Origin of the sequence: Halomonas sp. AOP22-C1-8, from assembly GCF_052378905.1 — a bacterium.
Taxonomy (GTDB): Bacteria; Pseudomonadota; Gammaproteobacteria; order Pseudomonadales; family Halomonadaceae; genus Vreelandella; species Vreelandella citrativorans.
The window spans coordinates 37209-50998 of the sequence record NZ_JBQSYD010000002.1 but is presented as its reverse complement, the minus strand read 5'-3'; the positions used below and the strand labels follow the sequence as shown (position 1 = coordinate 50998).

The 13790-nt window shown below is 54.4% G+C and carries 11 protein-coding genes; 5 read left to right on the top strand and 6 right to left on the bottom strand.

Going from position 1 to position 13790, the window contains the following annotated elements; genetic code table 11:
- Nucleotides 1–8: 8 nt before the first annotated feature.
- Together ACT3TY_RS01410 and ACT3TY_RS01405 are read right to left on the bottom strand one after the other, a co-directional pair.
- Entirely contained in the window at nt 9–1853 is a 1845-nt protein-coding gene (locus tag ACT3TY_RS01410; protein ID WP_444627158.1) for an SLC13 family permease, read from the bottom strand.
- Between the two features lie 311 nt (nt 1854–2164).
- Nucleotides 2165–3142, bottom strand: coding sequence for an NADPH:quinone reductase (locus ACT3TY_RS01405; RefSeq protein ID WP_444627157.1), 978 nt, complete (start codon nt 3140–3142; stop codon nt 2165–2167).
- Between the two features lie 195 nt (nt 3143–3337).
- On the opposite strand from ACT3TY_RS01405, the gene ACT3TY_RS01400 reads away from it, so the two are divergent.
- Both ACT3TY_RS01400 and nfo read left to right on the top strand, forming a co-directional pair.
- Nucleotides 3338–4102 (top strand): glycerophosphodiester phosphodiesterase family protein, encoded by a 765-nt coding sequence (locus tag ACT3TY_RS01400; protein ID WP_441679337.1) that lies wholly within the window; start codon nt 3338–3340, stop codon nt 4100–4102.
- A 38-nt stretch (nt 4103–4140) separates the two neighbouring features.
- Complete coding sequence (gene nfo, locus ACT3TY_RS01395; protein ID WP_444627156.1) at nt 4141–5001, top strand: deoxyribonuclease IV; 861 nt, start codon at nt 4141–4143, stop codon at nt 4999–5001.
- Here nfo and ACT3TY_RS01390 read toward each other — a convergent pair.
- Complete coding sequence (locus ACT3TY_RS01390) at nt 4971–5558, bottom strand: helix-turn-helix domain-containing protein (RefSeq protein ID WP_444627155.1); 588 nt, start codon at nt 5556–5558, stop codon at nt 4971–4973. The genes nfo and ACT3TY_RS01390 overlap by 31 nt on opposite strands.
- 156 nt (nt 5559–5714) lie before the next feature.
- Here ACT3TY_RS01390 and ACT3TY_RS01385 point away from each other — a divergent pair, with 156 nt between their 5' ends.
- A complete protein-coding gene (locus ACT3TY_RS01385) occupies nt 5715–6926 on the top strand; it encodes a benzoate/H(+) symporter BenE family transporter (RefSeq protein WP_444627154.1) in 1212 nt (403 codons plus the stop codon).
- Nucleotides 6927–7040: 114 nt separating this feature from the next.
- On the opposite strand, the gene ACT3TY_RS01380 is transcribed toward ACT3TY_RS01385, so the two are convergent.
- Nucleotides 7041–7475, bottom strand: coding sequence for a hypothetical protein (locus tag ACT3TY_RS01380; protein ID WP_087105633.1), 435 nt, complete (start codon nt 7473–7475; stop codon nt 7041–7043).
- Between the two features lie 237 nt (nt 7476–7712).
- Between ACT3TY_RS01380 and ACT3TY_RS01375 the strand changes: the two genes are divergently transcribed.
- Nucleotides 7713–9449 (top strand): proline--tRNA ligase, encoded by a 1737-nt coding sequence (locus ACT3TY_RS01375; RefSeq protein WP_172116484.1) that lies wholly within the window; start codon nt 7713–7715, stop codon nt 9447–9449.
- Nucleotides 9450–9919: 470 nt separating this feature from the next.
- Here ACT3TY_RS01375 and ACT3TY_RS01370 read toward each other — a convergent pair whose 3' ends face one another.
- Complete coding sequence (locus tag ACT3TY_RS01370; protein WP_444622145.1) at nt 9920–10438, bottom strand: FKBP-type peptidyl-prolyl cis-trans isomerase; 519 nt, start codon at nt 10436–10438, stop codon at nt 9920–9922.
- Nucleotides 10439–10534: 96 nt separating this feature from the next.
- Here ACT3TY_RS01370 and ACT3TY_RS01365 point away from each other — a divergent pair, with 96 nt between their 5' ends.
- Nucleotides 10535–11896, top strand: a complete 1362-nt coding sequence (locus ACT3TY_RS01365) for an AmpG family muropeptide MFS transporter (protein WP_444627153.1) — start codon at nt 10535–10537, stop codon at nt 11894–11896.
- Nucleotides 11897–11937: 41 nt separating this feature from the next.
- On the opposite strand, the gene ACT3TY_RS01360 is transcribed toward ACT3TY_RS01365, so the two are convergent.
- A complete protein-coding gene (locus ACT3TY_RS01360; protein WP_444627152.1) occupies nt 11938–13758 on the bottom strand; it encodes an SEC-C metal-binding domain-containing protein in 1821 nt (606 codons plus the stop codon).
- Nucleotides 13759–13790: the final 32 nt, after the last annotated feature.

Genomic DNA, 13790 nt, shown 5'->3' with positions numbered 1-13790 from the left:
GTCGTTACTTACAGCGGCCATACCCACAAAATAACCGGCAGGGCAACCACCAGCACAACGATCGAAAGCGGCAAACCTAGCTTCCAATAATCACCAAACCGATAGCCGCCTGGCCCCAGCACCAATGTATTGGACTGATGGCCGATGGGGGTTAAAAACGCGCATGAAGCACTCACCGCGACCACCATTAAAAACGGATCAAGAGAGACATTAAAGCCTTGGGCTAAACTGGCGGAAATCGGTGCCATTAACAATGCGGCGGCAGCATTATTGACCACATTTGAAAGTAGCATGGTGAGCAAGAAAAGGCCGATTAAGGAAATAAAGATGGGCCACTGCGCGCCAAAGTCCAGCAAGATGTTCGCTACAATCGTGGCTCCACCGCTGGTTTCCAAGGCCTCCCCTACGGGTATCATGGCGGCTAACAGTACAATCACAGGGCCATCAATGGCCTGGTAGCCATCCCGCAGTGGCAATACCCCAATTAATAGCGAAATAAGCGCGGCACAGCCCATTGCGACCGCTGCGGGCAGAAGGTCCAGCAGCATCGCGACAATGGCCAGCGCAAAAATCCCGATTGAGATAACCAACTTACGCGGCTGGCCTAACTGCAGCTCCCGATTAGCCAACGGCAAACAGCCTAAGGTAGAAAGGCTATCACTAATTTCGTTCTCGCTGCCCTGAAGCAGTAGTACATCGCCGGTTTGAAAACGAATATCCCGCAAGCGCTGCTTCAAACGACTACCGTCACGAGCAACCGCCACCAGATGTAGACCAAACTGTTGATTTAATCGCAGCTGTCGGACACTGCGATTATTCATCATCGAATCATTACGCACGACCGCTTCGATCAGTTGCAGCCCTTCGGTATCCACCGGCTGCCGGCCCTCACTGCTGTCTGCTTCGCCCTCATCCTCTTTTGAGGCATCTTCATCCTTCTCCTCAGGCTCCGCAACCGCACTCAACCCTACTTTATCTTCAAGCAGCTTTAGATCATCCGGGCCCGCCTCAAGCAGTAAAATATCGCCCTCTTGCAAGATCCCATGAAAGGAGTAGCCCGCCCGACGGTTATCGTCGCGCACTACGGCCAATACAGGAATGGTTTCCTCAAGCTCATCGCGTAACTGCGGCAGCGTTAAGCCGTTGGCTTTAGAGTCCTTGGTAACGTTAAGCTCTACCAGATAATTGGCGGTATCAAACATCTCTTCAGTTGATGACTTCGCATTGCGTTTAGGCGTTAAGCGCCAGCCAATTAACACGATAAACACAAGGCCTACAGCAGCTACCGCAACCCCGACAGGGGAAAAGCTGAACATGCCAAAATTTTCCCCGGTTACACTGCCACGGTAGCTGGAGATAATAATATTGGGCGGTGTGCCAATCAGGGTGGTTAAGCCCCCCAGCAACGAACCAAACGCGAGCGGCATTAAAAGCAGGGAAGGAGACGTGTTATGTTCGCGGGCAAGCCGCATGGCAACGGGTAGCAATAGCGCTAACGCCCCCACATTATTCATAATGCCGGACAACACCACCACGGTTCCTACTAGCGCTAAAAGCTGGTGTATCAGTCGGTCACCCACCTTGAGCACTTGGTTGGAGATAATATCCACTACGCCAGAACGCTCAAAACCACGGCTTAACACCAGCACGGCAGCCACCGTAATGACGGCGGGATGACCAAACCCGGCAAACGCTGAATCAGCCGGAACAAGCCCTAGCATCACCGATGCAAAAAGCGCCGTTAATGCCACTAAATCATAGCGGAAACGCCCCCATACGAACGCTACCAACGTTAATCCCAGCACGATAAATATCAGTGTGCTGGGTGCTAAGCCGATTGCTTCCATCGCCATGCGAATCATCCCCTGTAACGCTACCCGGCCTACTTACCCCTTCCGGCTTGCCTTTGTAAACCACAACCCATGTAAAGAATGAGAAGAACCTTCACACATTAGACGGTATCTATACAGACGTATAGCGTGTGCAAACGTTAGAGAATAGCCGACCGGCTGGAACTGCTGATAAAGCCGCATAGGGACGACACATTGGCTGCGCTTCCCAGAACGGTAATCTGAAAAAGGTACAAATAAGCAGTAAAGAGGAGCTAGTCTGAAAGCTAAAATCAACAAAAGCCGCGTTTGCGGCTTTTGTTGCTCGCTACCGATCAGGGCAGCAGTACGGTTGAACCGGTTGTTTTACGGTTCTGGAGTGCATCCTGGGCTTTACCCGCATCGGCCAGCGGATAGCGGTTGGCAACATCAATTTTGATTTTGCCACTCTCGATCATGCTAAAGAAATCTTTGCACATCATTTCCAGGCGCTCGCGCGTGTCGGCATAACCGTTCAGGCTGGGGCGGGTAACAAACAGCGACCCTTTCTGATTCAAAATTCCAATATTAACGCCATCAACCGGGCCGGAGGCATTACCGAAGCTGACCATTAACGCGCGAGGCTTCAGGCAGTTTAACGACATCTCCCACGTGTCCTTGCCCACCGAATCATAAACCACATCGCACATTTCGCCGTTAGTAAGCTCGCGGACGCGTTCAACAACGTCTTCTTCGGTGTAATTAATGGTCGCCCATGCGCCATTTGCCAGCGCCAAGTCGGCTTTCTCTTTAGAGCTAACCGTACCAATCAACTTCACACCTAACGCCTTGGCCCACTGGCAGGCAATCGAGCCTACACCACCCGCCGCGGCATGGAACAAGATGGTCTCGCCACCCTTGAGTTCATGCGTTTGGCGTAACAGATACTGCACGGTTAAGCCTTTAAGCATGCTCGCCGCGGCGGTTTCAAAATCGATGAAGTCAGGCAGTTTGACGACTTTTTCAGCCGGCAGCGTATGGTGCGTCGCATAAGCGCCTAACGGGCCTTGCGCATAGGCAACGCGGTCCCCAACACTGAGATGAGTCACCCCTTCGCCAACCGCATCAACAATACCCGCGCCTTCAGTACCCAAGCCCGCAGGCAGCGACGGTGCTGGGTAAAGGCCGGTACGAAAATAAATATCAATAAAGTTGAGGCCAACGGCTTTATTGGCGATCCGAACTTCACCTGACTTGGGCGCTGCCGGGGTAACCGTCGCTACTTCAAGCACCTCGGAACCGCCGGTACGGGCAAACTCGATACGCTGAGACATATAAACTCCTTGTACTTTATTTTGACAGACAGACATTTTGTAAACGAGCTAACGGCTATCCAAACGCTTTAGGCGTCAGAAATCAAGCCGTTAGTTCTAAGCGAGCGGCATTCACTGCGATTGACCTGACACGCTGATGTCACTTGCGCATGCTAGACTGATTTTACTCAATCTGTGACGCCTTATGGATGTGCGATGACCCACCCTGCTATTACCCTCCCTACCCTAATTGCTCACCGCGGCTATTCCGCCGCCGCCCCTGAAAACACGCTAGCCGCCGTACGAGCCGCGTATGAAGCAGGTGCCCGCTGGGTTGAGCTGGATGTTCAATTACTGGGCGACGGCACCCCCGTGATTTGGCATGACGCAGAAGTGGACCGTTGCTCTGATGGGCGGGGGAACCTCAACACGCTCACTTGGCCACAGGCCAACGTTCTGGATGTCGGCAGTTGGTTTGGCGATGCCTTTGCGGGTGAAAAAATGGCCAGTCTGGAGGCCATGCTGGCGCTGCTCAATGAGCTGGAGATGGGCGTCAATATGGAAATAAAAGTCAATAAAGGCCGCGACCCAATCGAATTGGTCAATCGCGTACTACCAGAAATGCGCGATGCCCTATCGCCAGAACGCATGATTGTGTCTTCGTTTGATGTAGATGCACTTAAACATTGCCGCACGTTGGCGCCAAAAGAAGAGCTAGCGCTGGGAGTCTTGTTTGGTAACACGCCCAGGGAGTGGCGCGCCCTCTGCGAGGCGGTTGATGCGTTCAGCATTCACCCCCACTGGCCACGCTTAAAGCGCGACCAGGCCGATGCCATGCACCAAGCGGGCTATCAACTGTTGTGTTACACCGCGAATGATCCAAGCGCTTTTAATAACCGTTGGGAATGGGGCATTGCTAGCGTGATTACCGACGAACCTGCTATTTTTAAACGTTTTTTGGATAACCAGCGTTCAAAATAGAGTCATCAGGGGGATGTCATGGAATACAAGGGGGGTTCATGAAATACATAGGTGCACACGTTAGCGCAGCGGGCGGAGCCGACCAGGCCGTGCAACGTGCGGTGGAAATAGGCGCTAATGCCTTTGCGCTATTCACTAAAAACCAGCGCCAGTGGAACGGCAAGCCGTTAACCGATAAGGCAATTGAGGCTTTTAAAGCCGCTTGTCGCCAGCATGGCTTTGGCCCAGAGCAAGTTCTTCCCCACGATAGCTACCTGATTAACCTGGGGCACCCGGAAGCCGAGGGGCTTGAGAAATCCCGTGCGGCTTTTTTGGATGAAATGCAGCGCTGCGAACAACTAGGCCTGACGCTACTTAACTTTCACCCTGGCAGCCATCTAAACAAAATTAGCGAGGCGGATTGCTTAAAACGTATTGCGGAATCGGTTAACGAAGCGCTGGTGCATACCCAGGGCGTAACGGCCGTTATCGAGAATACCGCAGGGCAAGGCACTAACCTTGGCTGGCACTTCGAGCACTTGGCGGAAATCATTCGCCATGTCGATGACAAGTCACGCGTTGGCGTATGTATCGATACCTGCCATGCGTTTGCGGCGGGGTATGACTTACGAACCGCCGAAGCGACACAGGCAACCTTAAATGAGCTTGGCAGCATCGTAGGCTTTGAGTATCTGCGCGGCATGCATTTAAACGATGCCAAAAGTGCGTTTGCCAGCCGGGTTGATCGCCACCACAGTTTAGGAAAAGGCAATATTGGCCTGCCTGCCTTTACCACCATCATGCAGGATGCCCGCATTGATGGAATCCCCATGATTTTAGAAACCGTAGAGCCTGACATCTGGCCTGAAGAAATCAGCTGGCTGCGCACTCAAGCAGAAGAGGCCGCCCCCGGCAAATAGTGAATCACATCATGAAAGCGTAAGCGCGTGGCCGTGGCATTGCGCATTGCGTGGGGGCGGTCAGCAAAAAAGCGCAGCCCCTCGCCTACCTTTAGCGTTTGCCAACGGTCATCAATGCGCAGCTCCATCTCCCCTTCAACCACCACAATATGTTCTACCACGCCCTCGGCATGCGGCGCTGACTCGCTGATCGCGCCGGGCGCCAGCTCAATCATGAACATTTCAAAGCCCAACAATGGATCATAAGGGAAAATCAGCCGTGCCTGCATGCCTGCACTGTCATCTCCCCATACCGACTCTCTGCTATCCCGGCGCAGCTCGCCCTGAACCGGTTTTTGGCTGTCGAATAGGGTAGAAAATGACACTCGAAAGCCACTGGCGATTTTCCACAACGTTGATACGGTCGGGCTCGACTCACCGCGCTCAATTTGCCCTAGCATGGCCTTGCTTACGCCCGTTTCACCCGCCGTACGGTCCAGGCTCCAGCCATGTTGAGTGCGTAACTGCTTAACCGTGCTGGCTATATGCTTAGCGATAGAATGCGCTTCACTCGCCATACCCTTCTCCTTTATACGCTTCTTAACACTTCATAAGGCCATCCCAACCGCCATATGACCACTCCAGCAGCATTGTGCGTTATGACGCACAGTGGTAGCCTATTCAACCGTGCGTTATAGCGCACACTATATTACCAACGTTAGTGAGGAGACACCATGGAGGCGCCATCCAGCCAAGGGCATACCACCTCGCCACGGCCACACTACTCGGCCTGGCGGGATGTTAGCCTATCAACGGTGACGGCTGGGTTTGTTGCCGTCGTCATTGGCTATACCAGTTCAGCAGCGATTATTTTTCAAGCCGCAGAGGCTAGCGGCGCATCCGCAGCGCAAATCAGTTCCTGGCTCTGGGCGCTGGGAATTGGCATGGGTGTTACCTCCTTCGGGCTTTCGCTGCGTTACCGTATGCCAATGCTAACCGCCTGGTCGACGCCAGGCGCCGCCTTTCTGGCCACTAGCTTGCCGGGTATTCCACTTGATGAAGCCATTGGCGCTTTTCTATTCTCAGCGCTGCTTATTACGCTATGCGGCGTAACAGGGCTGTTTGATCGCTTAATGCGCTATATACCAGGCGCGATAGCGGCCGCCATGTTGGCCGGCATTCTGCTGCGCTTTGGGCTGGGGCTGTTTAACGTTATCGAGACACAGTGGCTAATCCCACTCGTTATGCTGGCCGCCTGGATAGCAGGCCGTCGCTTATGGCCCACCCTTGCGGTACCCGGCGTACTCGTCACCGGGCTGGGGCTTGCATTTGCGCAGGGGCAAATCAATTTAAACGATATTCCATTGACTCCGGCCATGCCCGTTTTTACTGCGCCTGCATTCTCCTTAACGACCCTGATTGGCGTGGGTATTCCACTTTTTATCATTACCATGGCGACCCAAAATCTACCGGGCGTGGCGGTTTTACGCGCAGCAGGCTATCAACCTGACAGCTCACCGCTTATCAGTTGGACAGGCGGCGCAAGCCTGCTGCTCGCGCCATTTGGTGGCTTTGCGCTCAATATGGCGGCGATCAGTGCCGCTGTCTGCATAGGCCCTGATGCCCACGCTGATCCACGGCGCCGCTACACGGCTGGCATGGCCGCTGGCATTTTTTATACCATTATGGGGATTTTTGGCGCGACGGTGACCGGCGTGTTTAACGCCCTACCCAGCGCACTGGTGATTGCCCTGGCGGGTACCGCGCTGCTTGGCACACTGGCAGGCGGGCTAGCCAGTGCCTTTGCCGATAGCCGACATCGTGATGCCGCCATCGTCACTTTCTTGTTGACCGGTTCAGGCATTACGCTACTGGGTATTGCTGGGCCATTTTGGGGGTTAATCGCGGGTTTAATCACCTTAAAGCTGACGGCGCCCAACCAATAACTAATCATTAATAACCAACAACCAATAAAAAACGAGATCCCCAGGCAGGCTTACAGTACAGCCTTGGGATCTCGTTTTTTTCAATGAAGGTTTGTTGATGTAGGGCTTTAAACGTTACATCGTCGCCAGGCGCTCTTCATCCATCACACCCGACATCCGCACCATTGCCAGCGCTTCTTCAAGGTTGCTCATTTCTTCAATCATTACCAGCTCGCTTTCCAGGCTAACCGGCTGGCCCGCCTTGTCGGACAACAACTTTTCAAGTGACGCCAGGTTTAAGTCACGATCAAGGTGTAGAACATCGACAGAAGCGCTGTTATTACTGGGCAGGTAGATCGTGCCATTTGAAAAGTCGACCGCGTAGGCAATAACACCGGGGACAATGAAAAACAGAAGCCCCACACCGTTGGCAATGGCCACTACCGGGTCAATTTGGCCGCTTAATTGGCCTTTCCGCTCTGGATGAAACAGGGTGCCGCAACCAGTCAATGCAATAATGGAGGCGCCCACAACGGCTCCCGATAACCAACGACGTACAGTTTGCTTCATCAAGGTTCTCTCAAAAATTTAAAACAGCGCGCAGGCAAAAAGGTAGCTTTAAAAGATAGCTTTACAGAAAAACTGCCCGCGAGCACATGTGAAAACGCGTTCATATTAACATAAACAGCCCCTTGGATGACGGGCATGCTGATGGCAGTATTTTGCCGCGCTAACCGCTAAGCCGTACAATAGCCTCATTCAACGCTAAACCAGCGGCTTTTATACTATCAAGGAATGCTATCTCCCATGCGCGCCAGCCAATTATTAATCGCTACGTTAAAAGAAACCCCGGCCGACGCCGAAGTCATTAGCCATCAGTTGATGTTGCGTGCCGGGATGATTCGCCGCCTGACCTCTGGCCTGTACACCTGGCTCCCACTGGGTCTGCGTACACTGCGTAAAGTAGAAGCGATTGTTCGCGAAGAAATGAACCGTGCCGGTGGCCAAGAAGTACTGATGCCCGCCGTTCAGCCGGCAGAACTATGGCAGGAGTCTGGTCGCTGGGAGCAGTACGGCCCTGAATTACTACGCGTAAAAGACCGCCATGATCGTGACTACTGCGTAGGCCCGACCCATGAGGAAGTCATTACGGACCTGGTGCGCAAAGAGATAGCAAGCTATAAGCAGCTGCCGATTAACTTCTACCAGATCCAAACCAAATTCCGTGATGAGATCCGCCCACGCTTTGGAGTGATGCGCTCGCGCGAGTTCATCATGAAAGATGCCTACTCTTTCCATTTGGATGAAGCGTCGCTGCAAGAGACGTACCAGACCATGTACGACGCCTACACGCGAATTTTTACCCGTTTGGGGCTGGACTTCCGCCCGGTGATTGCGGATAACGGCTCTATCGGCGGCACCGGTTCTCACGAATTCCATGTACTGGCAAGCTCCGGCGAAGACGATATCGTGTTCTCGAATGCGTCTGACTACGCCGCCAACATGGAAAAAGCCGAAGCCTTACCGGCACCGTTAGGTAGCGATGTACAGCGCGCAGCGCCCAGTGAAGAAATGCGCGTTGTAGAGACGCCCAACGCCAAAACCATCGCAGCACTGGTTGAGCAGTTTAAGCTGCCTATCGAAAAAACCGTAAAAACATTGATGGTTCATGCTGCTGAAGGCGGATTGATTACGCTGTTGGTGCGCGGCGACCACGAGCTTAATGAAGTCAAGGCAGAAAACCTTCCCCAGGTAGCGACGCCGCTCACCATGGCAAACGAAGAGGAAATTCGTGCTGCTGTAGGCGCGGGGCCTGGCTCACTAGGTCCTATCGGCCTTAAAATGCCGGTCATCATTGACCGCAGCGTTGCCTTGATGAGTGACTTTGGCGCGGGCGCGAACATTGATGGCAAGCACTACTTTGGCATTAACTGGGAGCGCGACGTTGCCCTGCCCCAGGTCGCCGATTTACGTAAAGTGGTTGAAGGCGACCCGTCACCGGATGGTGAAGGCACGCTGTCGATCAAGCGCGGTATTGAAGTCGGCCACGTGTTCCAGCTGGGTCAAAAATACTCTGAAGCCATGAATGCGAGCGTGCTGGGCGACAACGGCAAAACCAGCCATCCGTGGATGGGCTGTTACGGCATTGGCATTACTCGTGTAGTGGCGGCAGCGATTGAACAAAACCACGACGAGTCCGGTATTATTTGGCCTAACGCGATTGCACCTTTCCAGGTCGCGCTGGTGCCCATGAATGCGCATAAATCCCAGCGCGTTCGCGAAGAATCAGAGCGTCTTTACCAAGCGTTAACAGCTGCAGGCCTGGATGTACTGCTTGATGACCGCGATACACGCCCAGGCGTTAAGTTTGCTGATTTGGAACTCATGGGCGTTCCTCATCGTTTGGTAATTGGCGACCGTAGCCTGGATAACGGCGAGCTTGAATACAAGGGCCGCCGTGACAGTGAAGCGACCATGATTCCAGCAGATGACATTGTCGATTTCCTGCTCGAAAAAGCCAGCGCACACCCCACGGCTCAGTAAAGCAGCATCTCGTCCCGCCGCCGTGTTTCAACACGGCGGTGATCCTCGCGACTTAACAAGCGCACAGGCTTAACAACGCTTGTACGTACTCATCGCTATATCGCAGACAAAAAAAACCGGCCCAGTGGGCCGGTAAAAAGGAAGCTTACTTCTTAAAGTAAACCCCCTCCCCTGACGCAAGGCTTAGCAGGCGTTTGCTTGCGTGGCATGCTGCATCAATAACGGGCGTCGCCACGCGCCTACTAACCAAGAAAATGAGTGACAATACTCGCATTTTGGTCACTGACACACCGCTTGGGACTCCCCAGCCTAAAGCGGCTTCTGTGCGCTAACTGGTCATCATCTTATCGAGCCGCAGTCTATCAGTCTCTGACTTGGGTCAAATTTTAAGAAGGTGCCACGAACCTTTTTAAGTCATTTTAATACAGCCTTTAAACACCCACGCTGAGACGCGCTTAACGCAGCTCAACTTAAAGCACTTTACGATCCTCTACCTTGGCATGCTCGGTTCCCGGTGGAAGCGGATGCCCTTTTGCCAGTTCCGCCCGCGTTGCTTCACGCTGCTCCAGAATGTTTACCTGGTAGCTCAGCGTACGCCCTGCCAACGGATGATTGGTATCTACGGTAACTCGGTCTCCTGCCACGCTCACTACCGTTACAATTTGCGGCCCGGCCTCACCTTCGGTTTGAAAGCGACTGCCCGGCGTTAAGTCAGCGTTACCAAACGAGCCACGGCCGACTTCTTGTACCAGGCCTTCATTGCGAAGGCCATAGGCCTCTTCAGGTAAAAGCGTCACCGTTACTTCATCACCGGCCTTTAGGCCAGCTAGTGCGCGCTCAAGCCCAGGCACGATATTGTCGTGACCATGCAAATACTCAAGGGGCTTATTGCGGGCGCGTGAATCATCCAATACCTGCTCACTGTTATCGCTTAAAACATCGCTAAGCACATAGTGCAACGTAACGACCTGATGTGCCGTGATCGACATGGAAAACTCCTCTCCGGTAAGCTATCAACATTGTCATAAACATTGATGCAGTTTATCACTTGGCTCAGGCCAACGTCTTTTCTGGAGTTGAACGATATGCCCACCCCTTTACCCCGGCGTAGCTGGCTAGCCGCGCTGGCGATTTACTTTCGGGCACCTGTTATTACCATGCTGTTTCTGGGGTTTTCCGCGGGTTTACCGTTCTTACTGGTTTTTTCTACGCTGTCGGCCTGGCTACGTAGCGACGGGATTGACGTCGCCGCCATCGGCTTTTTCGCGTGGATAGGAATGCTCTACTCGATCAAGTTTTTCTGGGCGCCCGTGGTAGACAGGCTCGCCCTGCCGGTCCTCACGCGCATATTCGGGCAGCGACGAGGCTGGATGCTGCTGGCCCAAGCAATGATTGCAGCGGGGCTCGTGGGTCTTGCAGGCGTTAATCCCCAAGGTAATCTTGGCGTGGTAGCCGCGTTTGCGCTGCTGGTAGCGTTTGGCTCAGCTACCCAGGATATTGCGATTGATGCCTACCGCATTGAGTCCGCCGATGACGACGTCCAGGCCGCCATGGCATCTACCTACATTATCGGCTACCGGGGTGGCCTGCTGGCCGCAGGCGCCGGGGCGCTCTATGTAGCGTCAGCCATTTCCTGGGACGTGGCCTATTTAACCATGGCGGCGCTCGTCGGCGTGGGTGTACTCACCGTGCTGATTCGCCCCGAGCCCAAGCGGGCGTCGCTCTCGGTGCAGTTAATTCATGAACCCAAAGTACGTGCGTTTATTCGCGCTAGCCGTGGCCAACCTAAAGTGCTACGCCGCATGGGCGCTTGGTTTATCGGCGCCATCGTATGCCCCTTTACCGATTTCTTTCGTCGTTATGGGGTAAAAGCGCTGGGCATTCTAGTGTTCATTGCAGTGTTTAGAATAAGCGATCTTGCCATGGCGTCGATGGCTAACCCGCTCTATATCGACCTTGGCTTTTCACTGGCAACGATTGCCAATGTGACCAATATCTTCGGTATTGCCATGAGTATTGGCGGCGGTCTTCTGGGCGGGTTACTGGTCGCACGTTACGGTATTGGGCCGGTGCTGATACTGGGGGCCGTTGCCGCCACCTTCACCAATTTGCTGTTCTCGGTACTTGCATTGATCGGCAATCAGGTCCCCATGCTGGTGGTCACCATCATCGGCGATAACCTGGCCAATGGATTGGCAAGCGCCGTGTTTATTGCGTTTCTCTCCACGCTCACGTCGCGTGCATATACGGCAACGCAGTACGCGTTGTTTTCATCATTGATGACGCTACCGGGGAAGTTTTTAAGCGGCTTTGGCGGGCTAGTGGTTAGCGCCCAAGGGTATGTCACGTTCTTTATCGTTGCTACGTTGCTGGGGTTACCCGCCATTCTGCTGGCTATCTGGATTAGCCGCGACAAGCAGCTGGTGCCCACCCCACAGCCGCGTTGAGCGGCTGTGGGAAGAGTAAGCTTTCGTACATAAGAAGAGGGTTAGCGGTGGCTATCCAACCACTCAAGCGCACCTGGCGTGGCACGCCACTGATCACGCATCAGCGTACGGTACTGCCACGCCTCAGCACGTGAACCTGGCTCCACCTGGCCATCGGCATAGGGGGTCGCTGGGCGCGGTTTTTCCGCACAGATCATCTCAAGCGCATGACGATTATGCGCGGTGACGTCGCCAAGCGCCCGTTCGGCTGCCTCATGCTCGTTTAAGCGGTAAAGCGCCAACGTGCGCCCCATTAGTAACCCCAGCACCAGTGAGCCATCATCGTCTTCCGACTCCTCAGTGAGTGCCAACGCTTCCTGGTTACGGTCATCGCGCAGTAGCTGGTCAAGCACCAACTCTTTAAGGCCCAGGCTATCCTCCTGGTCGATGGCTAACAACTCTTCAGCCAGCTCCCGCGAATGCTGGCGTGCGCCACGCTCCATGCCGACCACTAGCGCCAACCCTGTGCGCAGCAGCATGGCATTATCAGCATCATCCCAGCACAGGCTGCCGTTACCTGCGGCTCGGGCTTGTTCCAGCCAGCGTGAAAGACGCACCGCCAGCGGCTCCAGCAGGCTTGGCGCCATCCACGGAAGGCTTCCAAAACGGCTGGTAAGCGCGAGAGTGACATCCTGAACGACCTGAGGCGCATCCAGCCACTCAGGGTGCGCGCAGAGCGCTGACATCCACTCCTCTGCATTGCCCCACGGGTCATCGCGAAAGCCCAGGGCCACCTCTTCATCGACCATTACCTGGAACTGCTCATGCCAAGCGGCGAACAGGGTCGCTTCACGGGCGGTGGTCACATACTGCAAATGGCCGCTTTCCGGGTCGCTGCTAATATCAAGTTTGGGCGCTGTCGGAAGGACAGCAAGCAGTGTTTGCAGGGATACCAGCGGCGTGGCCAGATCCTCTTCCGCGCTTAACAGCTGATCCGCAAGCGTCGCCCCGGGGTTATCAGCAAGTGCCGCCAGAAAATCCAGCTGCTCTTCGTCAAGATCCCCCTGGCGCACCAAGCGCCGATACCAGAAATTAGCCCGCGCTTTGGCTTCTTCTTCATGGCCTTCATGAAGCAGCAACATCGCCTCAATATACGCAAGCGTGGGCGAATCAGGCAGGGCCTGCTGAGCTTTGACAAAGGCTGCTCGGGCGCTGTCCAAATCATCATTATCCAAATGCATTAAGCAGAGCCGTTCAAGGGCAACACCGCGTAAAAACAGCGGCCCACGCTCCATCACTTCATCCAGAAGGTCTGCCCGTTTGCGGGTAAAGCCACGCTCCTGATAGATATCCAGCAGGATTTCAAAGGCGGGCTCGGCTTGCTCTGGCAGCCTCGACCAGTCACTGCCATCAAACAGTGACTCCAGAATCTGCATCGCCCGGCCCGTTTGGCCGCTTTCGGCGGCAATAAGCCCCGCTTCCAGCAGCGCCTGGGGCGGCGCTTGGCGGCTCTCCAACGCAGACTTAAGCGTGGCACCCTTCCATTCACGCAGCGACAACATCCACATCATCTGCTCTGGAATGTCGGTGGGGAAATCAACGCGATAACAGCACTGCTTATACTTGCGCCCAGAGTCGCACCAGCAAGCCTCGTTACGCCCGGGCGTCGCCAGCGGTTCACTGGCAAAATCCAGCCTGGCCAACGGCGTTTGTGACCATAAGATAGGGGCCAGCGCCTGGGCGGTGGCGACATCACCGTTAAATGACTTGGCGCCTTCATCGCGCACCCAGGTCATAAAGTCGGGATAGTGTTCTTGCTGCCTGATTGCCGAGAGTGCCCCGGAGGCAAATCCCAGCAGCTGATCGACCCATACCGCTAGCATTGCCGTCTCCACTGTGTTTAAAAGCGCAATAG

Bases quoted from the DNA above. Each gene is read 5' to 3' on its own strand.
- ACT3TY_RS01375 (WP_172116484.1), top strand. From the start codon at position 7,713: ATGCGCGCCAGCCAATTATTAATCGCTACGTTAAAAGAAACCCCGGCC.
- ACT3TY_RS01400 (WP_441679337.1), top strand. From the start codon at position 3,338: ATGACCCACCCTGCTATTACCCTCCCTACCCTAATTGCTCACCGCGGC.
- ACT3TY_RS01360 (WP_444627152.1), bottom strand. From the start codon at position 13,758: ATGCTAGCGGTATGGGTCGATCAGCTGCTGGGATTTGCCTCCGGGGCA.
- ACT3TY_RS01410 (WP_444627158.1), bottom strand. From the start codon at position 1,853: ATGGCGATGGAAGCAATCGGCTTAGCACCCAGCACACTGATATTTATC.
- ACT3TY_RS01365 (WP_444627153.1), top strand. From the start codon at position 10,535: ATGCCCACCCCTTTACCCCGGCGTAGCTGGCTAGCCGCGCTGGCGATT.
- ACT3TY_RS01370 (WP_444622145.1), bottom strand. From the start codon at position 10,438: ATGTCGATCACGGCACATCAGGTCGTTACGTTGCACTATGTGCTTAGC.
- ACT3TY_RS01405 (WP_444627157.1), bottom strand. From the start codon at position 3,142: ATGTCTCAGCGTATCGAGTTTGCCCGTACCGGCGGTTCCGAGGTGCTT.
- ACT3TY_RS01380 (WP_087105633.1), bottom strand. From the start codon at position 7,475: ATGAAGCAAACTGTACGTCGTTGGTTATCGGGAGCCGTTGTGGGCGCC.
- nfo (WP_444627156.1), top strand. From the start codon at position 4,141: ATGAAATACATAGGTGCACACGTTAGCGCAGCGGGCGGAGCCGACCAG.
- ACT3TY_RS01385 (WP_444627154.1), top strand. From the start codon at position 5,715: ATGGAGGCGCCATCCAGCCAAGGGCATACCACCTCGCCACGGCCACAC.
- ACT3TY_RS01390 (WP_444627155.1), bottom strand. From the start codon at position 5,558: ATGGCGAGTGAAGCGCATTCTATCGCTAAGCATATAGCCAGCACGGTT.